This window comes from Streptomyces sp. 3214.6 (genome assembly GCF_900129855.1).
Lineage (GTDB): Bacteria > Actinomycetota > Actinomycetes > Streptomycetales > Streptomycetaceae > Streptomyces > Streptomyces soliscabiei.
The window spans coordinates 8398255-8412818 of the sequence record NZ_LT670819.1 but is presented as its reverse complement, the minus strand read 5'-3'; the positions used below and the strand labels follow the sequence as shown (position 1 = coordinate 8412818).

The 14564-nt window shown below is 72.3% G+C and carries 13 protein-coding genes; 6 read left to right on the top strand and 7 right to left on the bottom strand.

Annotated features, from left to right (window positions below):
• Positions 1-3: 3 nt before the first annotated feature.
• On the bottom strand, positions 4-756 hold the full coding sequence (locus tag B5557_RS38075) for a LytR/AlgR family response regulator transcription factor (RefSeq protein WP_079663755.1): 753 nt from the start codon (positions 754-756) through the stop codon (positions 4-6).
• 78 nt (positions 757-834) lie between these two features.
• On the opposite strand from B5557_RS38075, the gene B5557_RS38070 reads away from it, so the two are divergent.
• From B5557_RS38070 to B5557_RS38045, 6 genes are all read left to right on the top strand, one after another.
• Positions 835-1320, top strand: a complete 486-nt coding sequence (locus B5557_RS38070; RefSeq protein ID WP_079663754.1) for an Lrp/AsnC family transcriptional regulator — start codon at positions 835-837, stop codon at positions 1318-1320.
• Positions 1321-1487: 167 nt separating this feature from the next.
• A complete protein-coding gene (gene ddaH / locus B5557_RS38065) occupies positions 1488-2300 on the top strand; it encodes a dimethylargininase (RefSeq protein WP_079665216.1) in 813 nt (270 codons plus the stop codon).
• Complete coding sequence (rocD, locus tag B5557_RS38060; protein WP_079663753.1) at positions 2297-3550, top strand: ornithine--oxo-acid transaminase; 1254 nt, start codon at positions 2297-2299, stop codon at positions 3548-3550. The genes ddaH and rocD overlap by 4 nt, the downstream gene beginning before the upstream one ends.
• Before the next feature lie 113 nt (positions 3551-3663).
• Positions 3664-6210 (top strand): SpoIIE family protein phosphatase, encoded by a 2547-nt coding sequence (locus tag B5557_RS38055; protein ID WP_079663752.1) that lies wholly within the window; start codon positions 3664-3666, stop codon positions 6208-6210.
• 66 nt (positions 6211-6276) lie between these two features.
• Positions 6277-7530, top strand: a complete 1254-nt coding sequence (locus B5557_RS38050; RefSeq protein WP_079663751.1) for a PP2C family protein-serine/threonine phosphatase — start codon at positions 6277-6279, stop codon at positions 7528-7530.
• Between the two features lie 140 nt (positions 7531-7670).
• Positions 7671-8426, top strand: coding sequence for a lysophospholipid acyltransferase family protein (locus B5557_RS38045; RefSeq protein WP_079663750.1), 756 nt, complete (start codon positions 7671-7673; stop codon positions 8424-8426).
• A 124-nt stretch (positions 8427-8550) separates the two neighbouring features.
• Here the strand turns inward: B5557_RS38045 and B5557_RS38040 are convergent, their stop codons facing one another.
• From B5557_RS38040 to B5557_RS38015, 6 genes are all read right to left on the bottom strand, one after another.
• The gene (locus tag B5557_RS38040; RefSeq protein WP_079663749.1) at positions 8551-10152 is read right to left on the bottom strand and encodes an alpha/beta hydrolase; all 1602 of its coding nucleotides are present in this window, start codon (positions 10150-10152) and stop codon (positions 8551-8553) included.
• 118 nt (positions 10153-10270) lie between these two features.
• A complete protein-coding gene (locus B5557_RS38035) occupies positions 10271-11029 on the bottom strand; it encodes an urease accessory protein UreD (protein ID WP_079663748.1) in 759 nt (252 codons plus the stop codon).
• Position 11030: 1 nt separating this feature from the next.
• Positions 11031-11708: an urease accessory protein UreG gene (gene ureG / locus B5557_RS38030; protein ID WP_079663747.1), complete on the bottom strand. Its 678-nt coding sequence runs from the start codon at positions 11706-11708 to the stop codon at positions 11031-11033.
• Between the two features lie 124 nt (positions 11709-11832).
• A complete protein-coding gene (locus B5557_RS38025; RefSeq protein ID WP_079663746.1) occupies positions 11833-12507 on the bottom strand; it encodes an urease accessory protein UreF in 675 nt (224 codons plus the stop codon).
• 28 nt (positions 12508-12535) lie between these two features.
• The gene (locus B5557_RS38020; RefSeq protein WP_079663745.1) at positions 12536-14257 is read right to left on the bottom strand and encodes an urease subunit alpha; all 1722 of its coding nucleotides are present in this window, start codon (positions 14255-14257) and stop codon (positions 12536-12538) included.
• Positions 14250-14561 carry an urease subunit beta gene (locus B5557_RS38015; RefSeq protein ID WP_079663744.1) on the bottom strand — a complete coding sequence of 104 codons (312 nt, stop codon included), beginning with the start codon at positions 14559-14561 and terminating at the stop codon, positions 14250-14252. Before B5557_RS38015 ends, B5557_RS38020 begins: the two co-directional genes overlap by 8 nt.
• Positions 14562-14564 lie beyond the last annotated feature (3 nt).

The window sequence follows — 14564 nt, the reverse complement described above, 5'->3', positions numbered from 1 at the left end:
GGCTTAAGTCCTCCTCATCAGCAGGTCCCGCAGTTCGCGGGCGTGGCGTCGGCTGACCTGGAGTTCCTCGCCGCCGACCAGGACGCTCACCGTGCCCGCGTCCAGCCGGAGTTCGCCGATGTGGCGCAGGGCGACGAGGTGGCGGCGGTGGATGCGGACGAAGCCGCGGGCGCGCCAGCGCTCCTCCAGGGTGGACAGGGGGATGCGGACCAGGTGGCTGCCGCGGTCGGTGTGCAGGCGGGCGTAGTCGCCCTGCGCCTCGACGTGGGTGATGTCGTCGACGGCGACGAAGCGGGTCACGCCGCCGAGCTCGACGGGTATGTGGTCCGGGTCGGGCTCGTGCACGGGGATGCGCGGGGCGGCGGCACCGCGCAGTTCGGCGGCCCGGCGCACGGCCTCGGCGAGGCGTTCCTTGCGGACGGGTTTGAGGACGTAGTCGACGGCCTTGAGGTCGAAGGCCTGGACGGCGAAGTCCTCGTGGGCGGTGACGAAGACGACCAGCGGGGGCCGCGCGAAGCCGGTGAGGAGACGCGCCAGGTCGAGGCCGTCGAGGCCGGGCATCTGGATGTCGAGGAAGACGACGTCGATGGCCTCCGGGCCGTGCGGGCCGGATTCCAGGGCGCGGTTGATGCGGCGCAGCGCCTCGGTCGCGTCGCCGGCGCCCTCCACACTGCCGATCCGGGGATCGGCGGTGAGCAGGTACAGCAGTTCCTCCAGCGAGGGGCGTTCGTCGTCGACGGCGAGGGCGCGCAGCATGAAGGTGGAGTGTAGGGGCGAACCGCACCGCTGGACATGTACCGGGGTGTGGACGTACGCCCTGGATACAGTGCCCGCATGAACAGCGCGCCCGCCCCTTTCGACGATCTCGACCGGAAGATCATCACGGCTCTGATGGCGAACGCCAGGTCGAGCTTCGCCGAGATCGGCACGGCGATCGGCCTGTCCGCGACGGCGGTCAAGCGCCGGGTGGACCGGCTGCGGGACACCGGGGTGATCACCGGGTTCACGGCGACCGTGCAGCCGTCGGCGCTGGGCTGGCGCACGGAGGCGTACGTGGAGGTGTACTGCGAGGGGGCCGCCCCGCCGAGGCGGCTGGCGGAGGTGGTGCGCAACCATCCGGAGATCACTGCGGCGATGACGGTGACGGGTGGGGCGGACGCACTGCTGCATGTGCGGGCGCGGGACGTGGAGCACTTCGAGAACGTGCTGGAGCGCATCCGGGCCGAGCCGTTCATCCGGAAGACGATCAGCGTGATGGTGCTGTCGCATCTGCTCCCGGAGAGCCCGGAGGCGGGCGCGACCCAGCACGCTCCCGAATAAACCTGCGAAGACGCAGCGAACCTGCGTAGACCGGCCTCACCACGCAGCGTTCCTGCGCAGACACGCAATGCTCATTCCTTGTCGTGCGTCCCCGTCAGTTCCTACCTTGGTGTCAACCCTCAGTCGACACCGCAGGAAAAGCGGAGGAACCCTCTGTGCCCGAGAGTGTGACCGACGACCGTGTGCAGCGCCCCCGGCGCTTTCTCGTCTGTGAACCCAGACACTTCGCCGTGCAGTACGCGATCAACCCCTGGATGCGTCCCGACACCCCCGTGGACGTCGATCTGGCCCAGGCCCAGTGGCAGACGCTGATCAGCGCCTATCGGGCCCACGGCCACACCGTGGACGTCGTGGAGCCGGCTCCCGGTCTCCCCGACATGGTCTTCGCCGCGAACTCGGCGGTCGTCGTGGCGGGCCGGGTCTTCGGGGCCCTATTCCACGCGCCGCAGCGGCGGCCGGAGTCCGTGCACTACGACACCTGGTTCAAGGCGGCGGGCTTCGACGTCCACCGGCCCGAGTCCGTCTGCGAGGGCGAGGGGGACCTGGTGTGGACGGGCCGGTACGTGCTGGCCGGCACCGGGTTCCGCACGACCCGGGAGGCGCACCGGGAGGCGCAGGAGTTCTTCGGTCACCCGGTGATCAGCCTGACGCTGGTGGACCCGCACTTCTACCACCTGGACACGGCGCTGTTCGTCCTCGACGACGACAACATCGCGTACTTCCCGGAGGCGTTCTCGGCCGGCAGCCGGGAGGTGCTGGCCCGGCTGTATCCGGACGCGGTACTCGCCACCCGCGACGACGCCATGGCGCTGGGCCTGAACTCGGTCTCCGACGGCCGTCATGTCTTCATCGCCCCGCAGGCCGAAGTCCTCGCCTCCCGGCTCGCCGAGCGCGGCTATGTCCCCGTCCCCGTCGACCTCTCGGAGTTCCTGAAGGCCGGCGGTGGCATCAAGTGCTGCACGCAGGAGATCCGTTCATGACCGCACCCGTCGTCCCCGCGCAGTCCGCCGATGCCGCCTCCGGGCGTTCCTCCGCCGACCTGATCCGTGCCGAGCAGCCCGTCCTCGCGCACAACTACCATCCCCTGCCCGTGGTGGTCGCGCGCGCCGAGGGCACCTGGGTGGAGGACGTCGAGGGCCGCCGGTACCTCGACATGCTGGCCGGCTACTCGGCCCTCAACTTCGGCCACCGGCACCCGCTGCTGATCGAGGCGGCCCACCGTCAGCTGGACCGGCTGACCCTCACCTCCCGCGCCTTCCACAACGACCGCCTCGCCGAATTCGCCGAGCGGCTGGCGGAGTTGACCGGTCTGGACATGGTGCTGCCGATGAACACGGGCGCGGAGGCGGTCGAGTCCGGCATCAAGGTGGCCCGCAAGTGGGCCTACGACGTGAAGGGCGTCCCGGCCGACCGGGCGACGATCGTGGTCGCCGCGGACAACTTCCACGGCCGTACGACGACGATCGTGAGCTTCTCCACGGACGAGACGGCGCGGGCGGGCTTCGGGCCGTTCACGCCGGGGTTCAGGATCGTCCCGTACAACGACCTGGCCGCGCTGGAGCAGGCCGTCGACGAGACGACCGCCGCGGTGCTCATCGAGCCGATCCAGGGCGAGGCGGGCGTCCTCATCCCCGACGACGGCTATCTCGCCGGGGTGCGGGAGCTGACCCGGCGGGCGAACTGTCTCTTCGTCGCCGACGAGATCCAGTCGGGGCTCGGGCGCACCGGGCGCACGCTGGCCGTGGAGCACGAGGGGGTCGTCCCCGACGTGCTGCTGCTGGGCAAGGCGCTCGGCGGGGGGATCGTGCCGGTGTCGGCGGTGGTGGCGCGGCGCGAGGTGCTGTCGGTACTGCGGCCGGGCGAGCACGGGTCGACGTTCGGCGGGAATCCGCTGGCCGCGGCGGTCGGCACGGCGGTGGTGGAGCTGCTGGAGACGGGTGAGTTCCAGCGCCGGGCGGCCGAGCTGGGGGCGGTCCTGCGCGACGGTCTGACCGGGCTGGTCGGCAAGGGCGTCGTCGGCTTCCGGGCGCGGGGGCTGTGGGCGGGCGTGGACGTCGACCCGGCGCTCGGCACCGGGCGCGAGGTGAGCGAGCGCCTGATGGGCGAGGGCGTCCTGGTCAAGGACACCCATGGCTCGACCATCCGGCTGGCCCCGCCGCTGACGATCACCGAAGAGGAACTCGCCTCGGCGCTGACGGCGTTGGAGCGGGTGCTGACCCGGCAGGCCTGAGGGATCCGCGGACCGGCCCCGCAGTCCCCGGGTGGCTCGGCGCCGGTCGTGCAGGCAGGGTGATGATTGAGTCAGGAGGTGGTAGACCACTCTCAGCGACAGAGAGGTCGACCGTGGGCACACACGACGAGGACGACGTTGCCCGTCGGCGGTTCGACGTGGCGGATGCCGCCCCCCTCCTGCTCGATGCAGGCGGTGTGGTCAGGGGCTGGACCAGGGACGCCGAGCGGCTGCTGGGGTATCCGGCGGCCGACGCGGTGGGCAGGGGGCTGGCCGGGCTGCTGACCCGGGCGGACGCCGCGCGGGTGCCGGACGTCCTCGAACGGTGCCGTCGGGAGGGCGGCTGGGCCGGACTGCTGTCGGCCCGCCGCGGAGACGGCCGGCCGATCCCGGTCATGGCCCGGATCACCTCGGCCGACGAGCCCGGCGGCCCGACACGCTGGCTGGTCCTGCTGAACGAGCGCGGCGACGCCCCCGGCTGGAGCATGAGCCGACCCGTGCTGGAGAAGATGGTGAGCGGCTCGCCGATCGGCATCGCCATCGTCGACACCGACCTGCGCTTCGTGTGGTCGAACGCGGCCCTCGCCCGGTTCGGCGGCGGGCCGCCCGAGCACCGGCTGGGCCTGCGGCTCGCGGACGTCCAGCCGGGTCTGGACTCCGAGGCGATCGAGGCGCAGATGCGGCGGGTGCTGCAGAGCGGGGAGCCCGTCGTCGGGTACGAGCACCTGGGGCACGTACGGGCCTCGCCGCACCGGGAGACGGCGCACATGCTGTCGTTCACCCGGCTCGACGACGACCACGGCCATCCCATCGGCGTGTACTACACGGTCGTCGACATGACCGAGCGCCACCGCGCCCGGCAGCGGCTGGCACTGCTGGACCGGGCCGGCCGGCGCATCGGCCGCAGCCTGGACATCGGCGCCACCGCCCAGGAACTGGCCGACATGGCCGTGCCGGGTTTCGCCGACGTCGTCACCGTGGACCTGCTGGAGCCGGTCCTGCGCGGCGCGGAGCCCGCCCAGGAGCGACCGACGGACGCCCCGAAGAACACCGTCACCCTGCACAGAGCCGGCCGACGCACAGCCGCCACCGACACACCCACGGTCGCCCACGGGACCGACTCGTCTCCGGCGCAGGACGGCCTCGAAGGCTCCGCCGCCCCGCGCGAGGCGGGTCGGGCGACGGGTGAGGGCGAGGGTTTCGGGGACGTCGCCGCTGCCCCCGCCGTTGTCTATCCGGTCGACTCGCCGCCGGCACGCTGTCTGGTGACGGGGCGGCCCTGGCGGGCCGAGCGGCTCACCGAGGAGTGGGGGGCGGCCGTGGCCCCCGCGGCCGAGCCGCCCAGTGTCCTGGTGGTGCCGGTCCGGGCGCGGGGCACCACCCTTGGCGTGACCACGTTCCTGCGCGGCCACCGGCGTGAGCCGTTCGACGAGGACGACCTGGCCCTCGCCGAGGACCTCGTCTCGCGGGCGGCCGTCTGCGTGGACAACGCCCGCCGCTACACCCGCGAGCGCGACGCGGCCCTGGTGCTCCAGCGCAACCTGCTCCCCCGCCGCCTGCCCGAGCAGGAGGCGGTCGAGGTGGCCGCCTGCTACCGGCCGGCCGACGAGCTGACCGGCCTCGGCGGGGACTGGTACGACCTGATCCCGCTGTCGGCGGCCAGGGTCGCCCTGGTGGTCGGCGAGGTGCCCGGGCACGGCATCGACGCCGCCGCGGCCATGGGCCGCGTCCGCACCGCCGTACGCACCCTCGCCGCCCTGGACCTGCCGCCCGACGAGGTCCTCGCGCACCTGGACGACCTGGTCACCCGCATGGACCACGAGGACGGCGTGGCGGCGGGAGAGGGGCAGGCGGAGCCGGGGGCCGAGGGGACGCAGACCGTGGGATCGGCGTGCGTGTACGTCGTCTACGACCCCGTGGACGGGCGGTGCTCGATGGCCGCCGCCGGGCACCCCGCGCCGGCCGTCGTCCTGCCCGACGGCACCGTCACGTTCGTCGACCTGCCCCAGGGGCCGCCGCTCGGCGTGGGCGGCCCGCCGTTCGAGTCGGCCGAGGTGACCCTGCCGGAGGGCAGCACGCTCGCGCTGCACACGGACGGGCTGCTGGCCCAGGGCGAGGACTGGTCCCTGGACACGGACCGGGAGCGGCTGCGGCTGGCCCTGGAGCGGGCGTCGAACCGTCTCGACCTGCGCTGCCGGGCCGTGATCGACGCACTCGTCCCGGCCCGGCCGCACGACGACGTGGCCCTGTTGATGGCCCGCACACACCGGCTGGCCGCCGACCATGTCGCCGACTGGGAGCTGCCCGCCGACCCGGCGGCGGTCGCCCAGGCCCGTAAGACGGCGAGCCGCCGATTGGCGGAGTGGGGCCTCGCCGAGTTGTCGTTCACCACCGAGCTGGTCGTCAGCGAGCTGGTCACCAACGCCATGCGGTACGCCACCGGGCCGATCCGGCTGCGGCTGATCCGCGAGCGCACCCTGGTCTGCGAGGTCTTCGACGGCGGGGCCACCGCACCCCACCTGCGCCATCCGCGTACCACCGACGAGGGCGGCCGCGGGCTGCTGCTGGTCTCCCAGGTCACCCAGCGGTGGGGCACCCGCTTCCTCCCCGAAGGGAAGATCATTTGGGCCGAGCAGTCGCTCACGGATCCCGGCGTCTGAGCGCAATCCCCCATTCGTCACATCACATGAGAAAATGGCGCAATATCGGCGGATGGGGCGCGAGCCATGAACGACACGGCGATCGACTACGCGGCGGTGTTCCAGGCCCTGCCGGGCATGGTGGCGCTGCTGACGCCTGAGCTGGTGTACGCGGACGCCAACGAGGAGTACCTGCGCGTGACGGGCCGCAAGCTCGAGCAGACGATCGGCCGGCATCTCTTCGACGTGTTCCCCGACAACCCCAACGACCAGGCCGCGACCGGCATGCACAACCTGGAGGCCTCGCTGCGCCGGGTGCTGGCCACCGGCGAGCGGGACACCATGGCACTGCAGCGCTACGACGTCGAGTCGGTCGAGTGCCCCGGCGAGTGGGAGGAGCGCTACTGGAGCCCGGTGAACGCGCCGGTGCACGGCCCGGACGGGTCGGTGGTACTGCTGGTGCACCGGGTCGAGGAGGTCACCGAGCTGATCCGGGCCCGCGGCGGGCGCGGGTCGGGCGGGCACGGATCACAGGTGGACACCCGGGGCCGCGTCCTGGAGGCCGAGCTGTACACCCGGGCCCGCGAGCTGCAGGAACTCAACGAGCGGCTGCGCCGCGCGCACGCCCGCGAACGCGAGGTGGCCCTGGTCCTGCAGGAGGCGATGCTGCCGGCCCGCCGTCAGGTCGGACACCACCGCGCGGCCGTGCGCTACCGGCCGGCCGTGGGCGCGCTCAACGTGTGCGGGGACTGGTACGACCTGGTCGACCTGGTCGGCGGCAACCGCATCGGCGTGTCGGTGGGCGACGTCGTGGGGCACGGTCTGGAGGCCGCCGGGGTGATGGGTCAGCTGCGCAGCGCGCTCAGCGCGGCCTCCCGGGTCGCCGAGGGACCGGCGGAGGCGCTGAACGTCCTCGGGCGGTACGCGCATGTCGTGGACGGCGCCGAGTCGGCCACCGCGGTCACCACGTTCATCGACTTCGACCACCGCACCATCACCTACAGCAGCGCCGGGCACCCGCCGCCCGTGCTCGTCCACGCCGACGGCCGCGTCGAGTTCCTCGACCAGGCCACCGATCCCCCACTCGACGCCCGCCCCACCCCGACCCCCCGGCCCCAGGCGTGCACCTCCTACGACGACGGCGCCACCCTCGCCCTGTACACCGACGGGCTGGTGGAACGCCGGTGGGAGGACATCGACACCGGCGTGAACCGCCTCGCCGACGCCCTCGCCAGGCACCGGGACGCCGACCCCGAAACCCTCGCCGACGCCGTCCTGTTGGAGCTGCTGCCGCCCGGCGGCGCGACCGACGACACGGCCCTGGTCGTCGTACGGCTGTGATGGCGAGGACGGGCCGCGGACCTGGATCGGCACGGTTCCGGCCGTCGCCGCCTGCCCCTACACTGACACCCCACACCATGCCGGTTGACCTGCTGGAACACGGCCACGAGCCGATCCGCCGGACCCGAGGAGCGACTCCCTTGTTCTACTACCTCCTGAAATACGTGGTGTTGGGGCCGCTGCTCAAACTGCTCTTCCGTCCCCGCATAGAGGGTCTGGAGCATGTCCCCGAGTCGGGAGCGGCCATCATCGCCGGCAACCACCTGTCGTTCTCGGACCACTTCCTGATGCCCGCGGTCCTCAAGCGGCGTATCACCTTCCTGGCCAAGGCCGAGTACTTCACGGGCCCCGGCATCAAGGGCCGGCTGACGGCGACCTTCTTCCGCAGCGCCGGACAGATCCCGGTCGACCGTTCGGGCAAGGAGGCCGGTCAGGCGGCGATCCGCGAGGGCCTCGGCGTCCTGAGCAAGGACGAACTGCTGGGCATCTACCCGGAGGGCACCCGCTCGCACGACGGCCGCCTCTACAAGGGCAAGGTCGGCGTCGCGGTGATGGCCCTGAAGGCCCAGGCGCCGGTGATCCCCTGCGCGATGATCGGCACCTTCGAGGCACAGCCTCCCGGCAAGAAGATCCCCACCCTGCACCCCGTGGTGATCCGCTTCGGCAAGCCCCTCGACTTCTCCCGCTACCTCGGCATGGAGAACGAGAAGGCGGTGCTGCGCGCGATCACGGACGAGATCATGTACGCGATCCTGACGCTGTCCGAGCAGGAGTACGTGGACCAGTACGCGGCCGTCGCCAAGGCGGAGGAGGCCGCCGCGGCCAAGGCGGAGAAGACGCAGAAGCCGGAGAAGCCCCGGAAGGAACGGAAGTTCCGTCGGCTGCCGCTGAGTTGACGGCCCGGGTCGACGGCCCGGGTCGACGGCTCGGGTCGACGGCTCGGGTTGATGGTCCGTCAAGATGCTTGAGGGGCGGCCGGGTCGCTCCGGCCGCCCCTCGTTGCCGTCGTGCTGCCGGTGGTTACGGCTTCGGCGTGGCGTGCGGCGCGCAGGTCACGTCCGCGGTGTCCAGCTTGCCGGTGAGGAGGTAGGCGTCCACCCGGGGGTTGATGCAGGTGTTGACCAGGCCGGTCACACCGTGGGAGCCGGCGTCCCTCTCGGTGATCAGGCGCGAGCCCTTGAACCGCTGGTGCAGTTCGACGGCGCCGTCGTACGGGGTGGCCGCGTCACGCGTGGACTGCACGATCAGCACCTGCGGCAGGCCCTTGTGGGTCTTGACGTCCACCGGGGTCTGCTGCTTGACCGGCCAGGTGGCGCACGGCAGGTTCAGCCAGGCGTTGGCCCAGGTCATGAACGGGTAGTTCTTGTTGAGCGCCGTGTTGTCCCGGTCCCACTTCTGCCAGCTGGTGGGCCACTTGGCGTCGGTGCACTCGACGGCCGTGTAGACGGCGTTGCCGTTCTCCGAGGTGATGTTGCCGGCCGTGTCGGTGAGGTCCGGGGCAGCGGCGTCGACGAGGGCCTGGGTGTCCCCGGCGACGTACTTGCTGAAGACGGTGGCGACCGGGACCCACGAGGAGTCGTAGTACGGGGCGCTCTGGAAGAAGGAGATCAGCTCGGCCGGGCCGACGACCCCGCCGATGGGGTTCTTCTTGGCGGTGGCGCGCAGCTGAAGCCACTTGGCCTGGACGGCGGCGCGGGTGGTGCCCAGGTGGAAGGTCGCGTCGTTGGCCGCGACCCAGTCCTGCCAGTCTTTCCAGCGGCCCTCGAAGGCGACGTCCTGGTCGAGGTTGGCCTCGTACCAGATCTTCTCGCGGGAGGGGTTGACCACACTGTCGACGACCATGCGACGCAGATGGCCCGGGAACATGGTGCCGTAGACGGCGCCGATGTAGGTGCCGTAGGAGACGCCCAGGTAGTTGAGCTTCTTCTCGCCGAGGGCGGCGCGGATGACGTCCAGGTCGCGGACGGTGTTCGGCGTGGTCATCTGCGCGAGCACGGCCTTGCCGCTGCGCTCGGCGCACCCGTCCGCGTACTCACGGGCGAGCTTGCGCTGGGCGCGCTTGTCGGCCGCGCTGTCGGGGACCGGGTCGGCCTTGGGCGCCTTGACGAACTCCTGCGGGTCGATGCAGGAGATGGGCGCGGAGTGGCCGACCCCGCGCGGGTCGAAGCCCACGAAGTCGTAGGCCTTGGCCACGTTGGTCCACACGGGGGCCTTGGTGGTGACGCGGCGCGGGAAGCGCAGGCCGGAACCGCCGGGGCCGCCGGGGTTGTACACGAGCGCGCCCTGGCGCTCCTGGGGCGTGCCCGTGTTGCCGATGCGGTCGACGGCCAGCTTGATCTGCTTGCCGTTCGGCCTGGCGTAGTCCAGCGGCACGGTGACCCAGCCGCACTGGATCGGCTTCTCCAGGCCCCAGTCGGCGGGGCAGTCCTGCCAGTCGATGCCGGCCTTGGCTGCGCGGTCCGCGGCGATCGCGGCGCCGCGCGCCTCACGGTCCTGCCCGGGGCGGCTGCTGGTCGCGCTCGCCGTGGGCGCCGCGACGGCGCCGGCGAGCAGCGTCGCGGCGACGAGTACACCGGCCGAGCCGAGCGCAGCGGTCCGTTTGGTCGGTCGTATGTCCCTCAAGTGGGCCCTCTCCCTACCTAGTTATGGCGGCAGAGGGATCCTCTCGGCTGTGAGGTGCCTGAGAACAGGTGTCGTTGACCTTCTTTGCCAATCCGATAACCGGAGCAGAACGTACCGCTCACCGGATGTCGAGCGCGGCGAGCGCCTCGTCCAGCACACGGCGCAGCCGCAGGCCGTCGGGCGCCACAGCGGTGACGAGGGCGGCGGGCCCGGTCAGCGGCATGACACAGGCCTGCTCCCCGAGGACCTGGGCCGCCACCGCCTGCTCGGCGAACTCGGGCCGGACTAGTACGAGTTGGCCCAGGGCGCGGTGTCCCGCGAGCACGGCGGGCCCGTCCCAGCCACCGGGAGCGCCGGGCCCGCAGGCCAGTTCCTGATCGAGGACGACCCGGCCGGCGACCCGCACGACGAGCCGGCTGGTGAGCCGGCCGGGCTCCTCCCCCACCCGCCCGAGGACCTGCTCCTCGCGCAGCACGAGCCGGGCCCCGGCGTCGAGGTCGACCCGGGTGGCGACGAACAGGTCGCTGCCCTTGGCCGAGATCAACTGCTCGGGCAGCCAGTGCAGTTCACCGTCGTCGGCGACCCTCAGGCGTACGTCGTAGTGGGCTTCGTCCTTCGTCTGGCCGGGCAGGGCGATGGTGGCGGCGGCCGATCCCACCCGCAGCCGGGCGCCGCTGCCGACGTCCGCCTCGACGGCGAAGCGGTCGCCGCCGAGGGGTCCGCTCATCGCCCCGACGAGCACGACCCGCGCTTGACCGTCCGTACCCCGGGTGCGCCGCAGGGCGAGCGGCCCGTCGCTCTCCAGGACGGGCAGCGCGGTCCCCCCACGTCCGTCGCCGCGCGCGCCGATCCGCGCGGTGGCGTGCACCCCGCTCATGTCACGCCGTCCAGGCGGCGAGCCGCGTCCGCACCCACACAGCGACGTCGCTCACCCCGCTGTCGCCGCGCAACGACTGGAAGACGACGGGAAGTTCGGCGCGCTGGGCCTTGGCGTCGGCGGCCATCCGGGCGAGGTCGGAGCCCACGTACGGCGCGAGGTCGGTCTTGTTGACGACGAGCAGGTCGGCGGTGGTGACACCGGGCCCGCCCTTGCGCGGGATGTCGTCCCCGCCCGCGACGTCGATCACGAAGATCTGCGCGTCGACGAGCCCCTTGGAGAAGGTGGCGGTGAGGTTGTCCCCGCCGGACTCGACCAGCACGAGATCGAGTGGTCCGACGGCGTCCTCCAGATCCTCCACGGCCTCCAGGTTGGCGGAGATGTCGTCCCGGATCGCGGTGTGCGGACAGGCGCCGGTCTCGACGGCGGTGATCCGCTCGGGTGGCAACACCGCTTCCCGGAGCAGGAACTCGGCGTCCTCGCGGGTGTAGATGTCGTTGGTGACGACGGCGAGGGAGAGCTCGTCCCGCAGCTCCCGGCAGAGCGCGGCGACGGTGGCGGTCTTGCCGGACCCGACGGGCCCACCGAGCCCGATCCGCAGGGCCCGGCGCGAACCGTCGGACCGACGCGCGTCGGCACTGACGGCTGCGGGCCCGTGGGGGGAGTGGTCAAGATGCATGGCAACGGCTCCTACTCTTCAGCCCGTCCGGCGTTTGAGGACGAGGCCCCTTCAGGGCCGAACGGGGATCTGGGGGGCGAGGCCCCCCGGGATGGGACGGGAAGGGGCGGCGGGGGCGAGAAACCTAGGAGGCGAACAACCGCACGGGCCAAGCCGCATGCACCTCCGCCCCGATCTCCAGCAGCGGCGCGGAAGCCGCAGGCAACGCGTCGACCCCGCCCGCCGCCACCGCCGCCCCCGCGGACACCGCCCGGTCGACCACCCTGTCCAGCTCCGGCGCCAGCCGGGCCAGGACGGCACTCGCCTCGAACGGGTCCAGGCTCAGCAACCGCACCACGGCCGTCGCCGGCCCGCTCACGCTCTCGTACACCGAGCAGTACGCCGCGTCCTGCGCCCCCAGGCCGGCCGCCCGCGCGGTCAGACCCAGGACCACCGGCTGATGCGCTCCCTTGGGGAACTCCCGTGCCAGGGCGTCCAGTTCGGCGCTCGGCCAGGTCGCGCGGGCGGCCCGCATCAGCTGCCGGCCCAGTCGCCGTGCGGCCGTGCGCAGCGCCGGGGACGGCGTGCGGGCGTCCGCCGCCGCGTCCAGCTGCGCCGGGTCCGCCCCGACGGCCGCCGCCGCGGCCAGCGCCGCCGCCACCAGTCCCGCCGTGTGCAGCCGTCCCCGGCAGAAGGCCTCCAGGCTCGCCGCGTCGGTGATCCGCCCGGCCTTGACGGCCTCCTCCGCCCCGCCGGAGTGCGCGTGCCCTCCGGCGGGGAAGCGGCCGTCGGCCAGGACCAGAAGTGCTGCCCTGCCCATCACGGACCACCTGTCCTCGACGTGTCCATCAGAACAGGAAGTACCGCTGGGCCATGGGCAGTTCGGCGGCCGGAGTCGCCTCGACGAGCTCTCCGTCGATGTGCACGGCGAAGCTGTCGGGATCGACCTGGACGCGCGGCCGGGCGTCGTTCTCCCGCATGTCCGCCTTGGTCACCGCGCGTGTGGAGTCGATGGCGACGAACTTCTTGCCCAGCTGGAGCCGTTCCGGCAGCCCGTCCTCAATGGCGAGAGGGGCCACGAAGTTGAACGAGTTCGACGCCGGCGCCCGCCCGATCGCCCCGTACATCGGTCGCGGCAGGATCGGCTGCGGGGTGGGGATCGAGGCGTTGGCGTCGCCCATCTGCGCGTACGCGATCTGTCCGCCCTTGATGACGAGGTGCGGCTTGACTCCGAAGAACGCCGGCTCCCACAGCACCAGGTCGGCGAGCTTGCCGCCCTCGACGGAGCCGATCTCGCGGCCCAGCCCCTGTGCGAGCGCCGGGTTGATCGTGTACTTGGCGATGTAGCGGCGTACCCGGTGGTTGTCCGCGCGGCCGTCGCCGGGCAGCGCACCCCTGCGCCGCTTCATCATGTGGGCCGTCTGCCAGGTCCGCATGATGACCTCGCCGACCCGTCCCATGGCCTGCGCGTCGGAGGAGATGATCGAGATCGCGCCGAGGTCGTGCAGGACGTCCTCGGCGCCGATCGTGGACGGCCGGATCCGGGACTCGGCGAACGCCAGGTCCTCCGGGACCGCCGCGTTGAGGTGGTGGCACACCATCAGCATGTCGAGGTGTTCCTCGGCGGTGTTCACCGTGTACGGCCGGGTCGGGTTGGTCGAGCTCGGCAGCACGTGCGGCTCCGAGACGACGGTCATGATGTCCGGGGCGTGTCCGCCGCCCGCGCCCTCGGTGTGGTACGCGTGGATGCCGCGGCCGGCGATCGCGGCGAGGGTGTCGCCCACGAAACCGGCCTCGTTGAGGGTGTCCGTGTGGATGGCGACCTGGATGCCGGTCCGGTCGGCGACGGTCAGCGAGGCGTCGATGACGGCCGGGGTCGACCCCCAGTCCTCGTGCAGCTTCAGGCCCAGCGCCCCGCCCCGGATCTGCGACAGCATCGCCTCCTGAGAGACGGTGTTGCCCTTGCCGAGGAACCCGATGTTCAACGGGTACTGCTCCATCGCCTCCAGCATGCGCGCGAGGTGCCAGGGGCCGGGGGTCACGGTGGTGGCCTTCGAGCCCTCGGCCGGCCCGGTGCCGCCGCCGACGAGCGTGGTGACACCAGAGGACAGCGCCTCGTCGGCGATCTGCGGACAGATGAAGTGGACGTGCGCGTCGACCGCGCCGGCCGTCAGGATGCGTCCGTTGCCCGCGATGACCTCGGTCTCGGGTCCGATGACCAGGTCCGGGTGGACGCCGTCCATCGTGTCGGGGTTGCCGGCCTTGCCGATGCCGGTGATCCGCCCGTCGCGGATGCCGACGTCGGCCTTCACCACACCCCAGTGGTCGACGATGACCGCGCCCGTGATGACGGTGTCGGGCGTGCCGTCGGCGCGCGTGGCGCGGGACTGGCCCATGGACTCACGGATGACCTTGCCGCCGCCGAAGACCGCCTCCTCACCGGCGAGGCCGGGACCGCCGGAACGATCCTCCTCGATCTCGATCAGCAGGTCGGTGTCGGCGAGCCGGATGCGGTCGCCGGTCGTCGGGCCGAACAGGTCGGCGTAGGCGGCACGCGAGATCTCAGGCATCGAGGGCACCTCCGGTCTCCCCGCGCAGCCCGGGCACGACACGGGCGCCGGCGAGGGGGACGAGTTCGACGTCGACGGGGATCCCGGGCTCGAAGCGCACGGCGGTGCCGGCGGCGACGTTCAGCCGCTTGCCGCGCGCGGCGGCGCGGTCGAATTCCAGGCCCGGGTTGGCCTCGGCGAAGTGGTAGTGGGAGCCGACCTGGACGGGCCGGTCGGCGGCGTTGAGAACGGTCAGCCGGGTGACCTCGCGGCCCTCGTTGTAGACGACGGGCTCGTCCGCGAACAGGATCTCTCCGGGAATCATCGA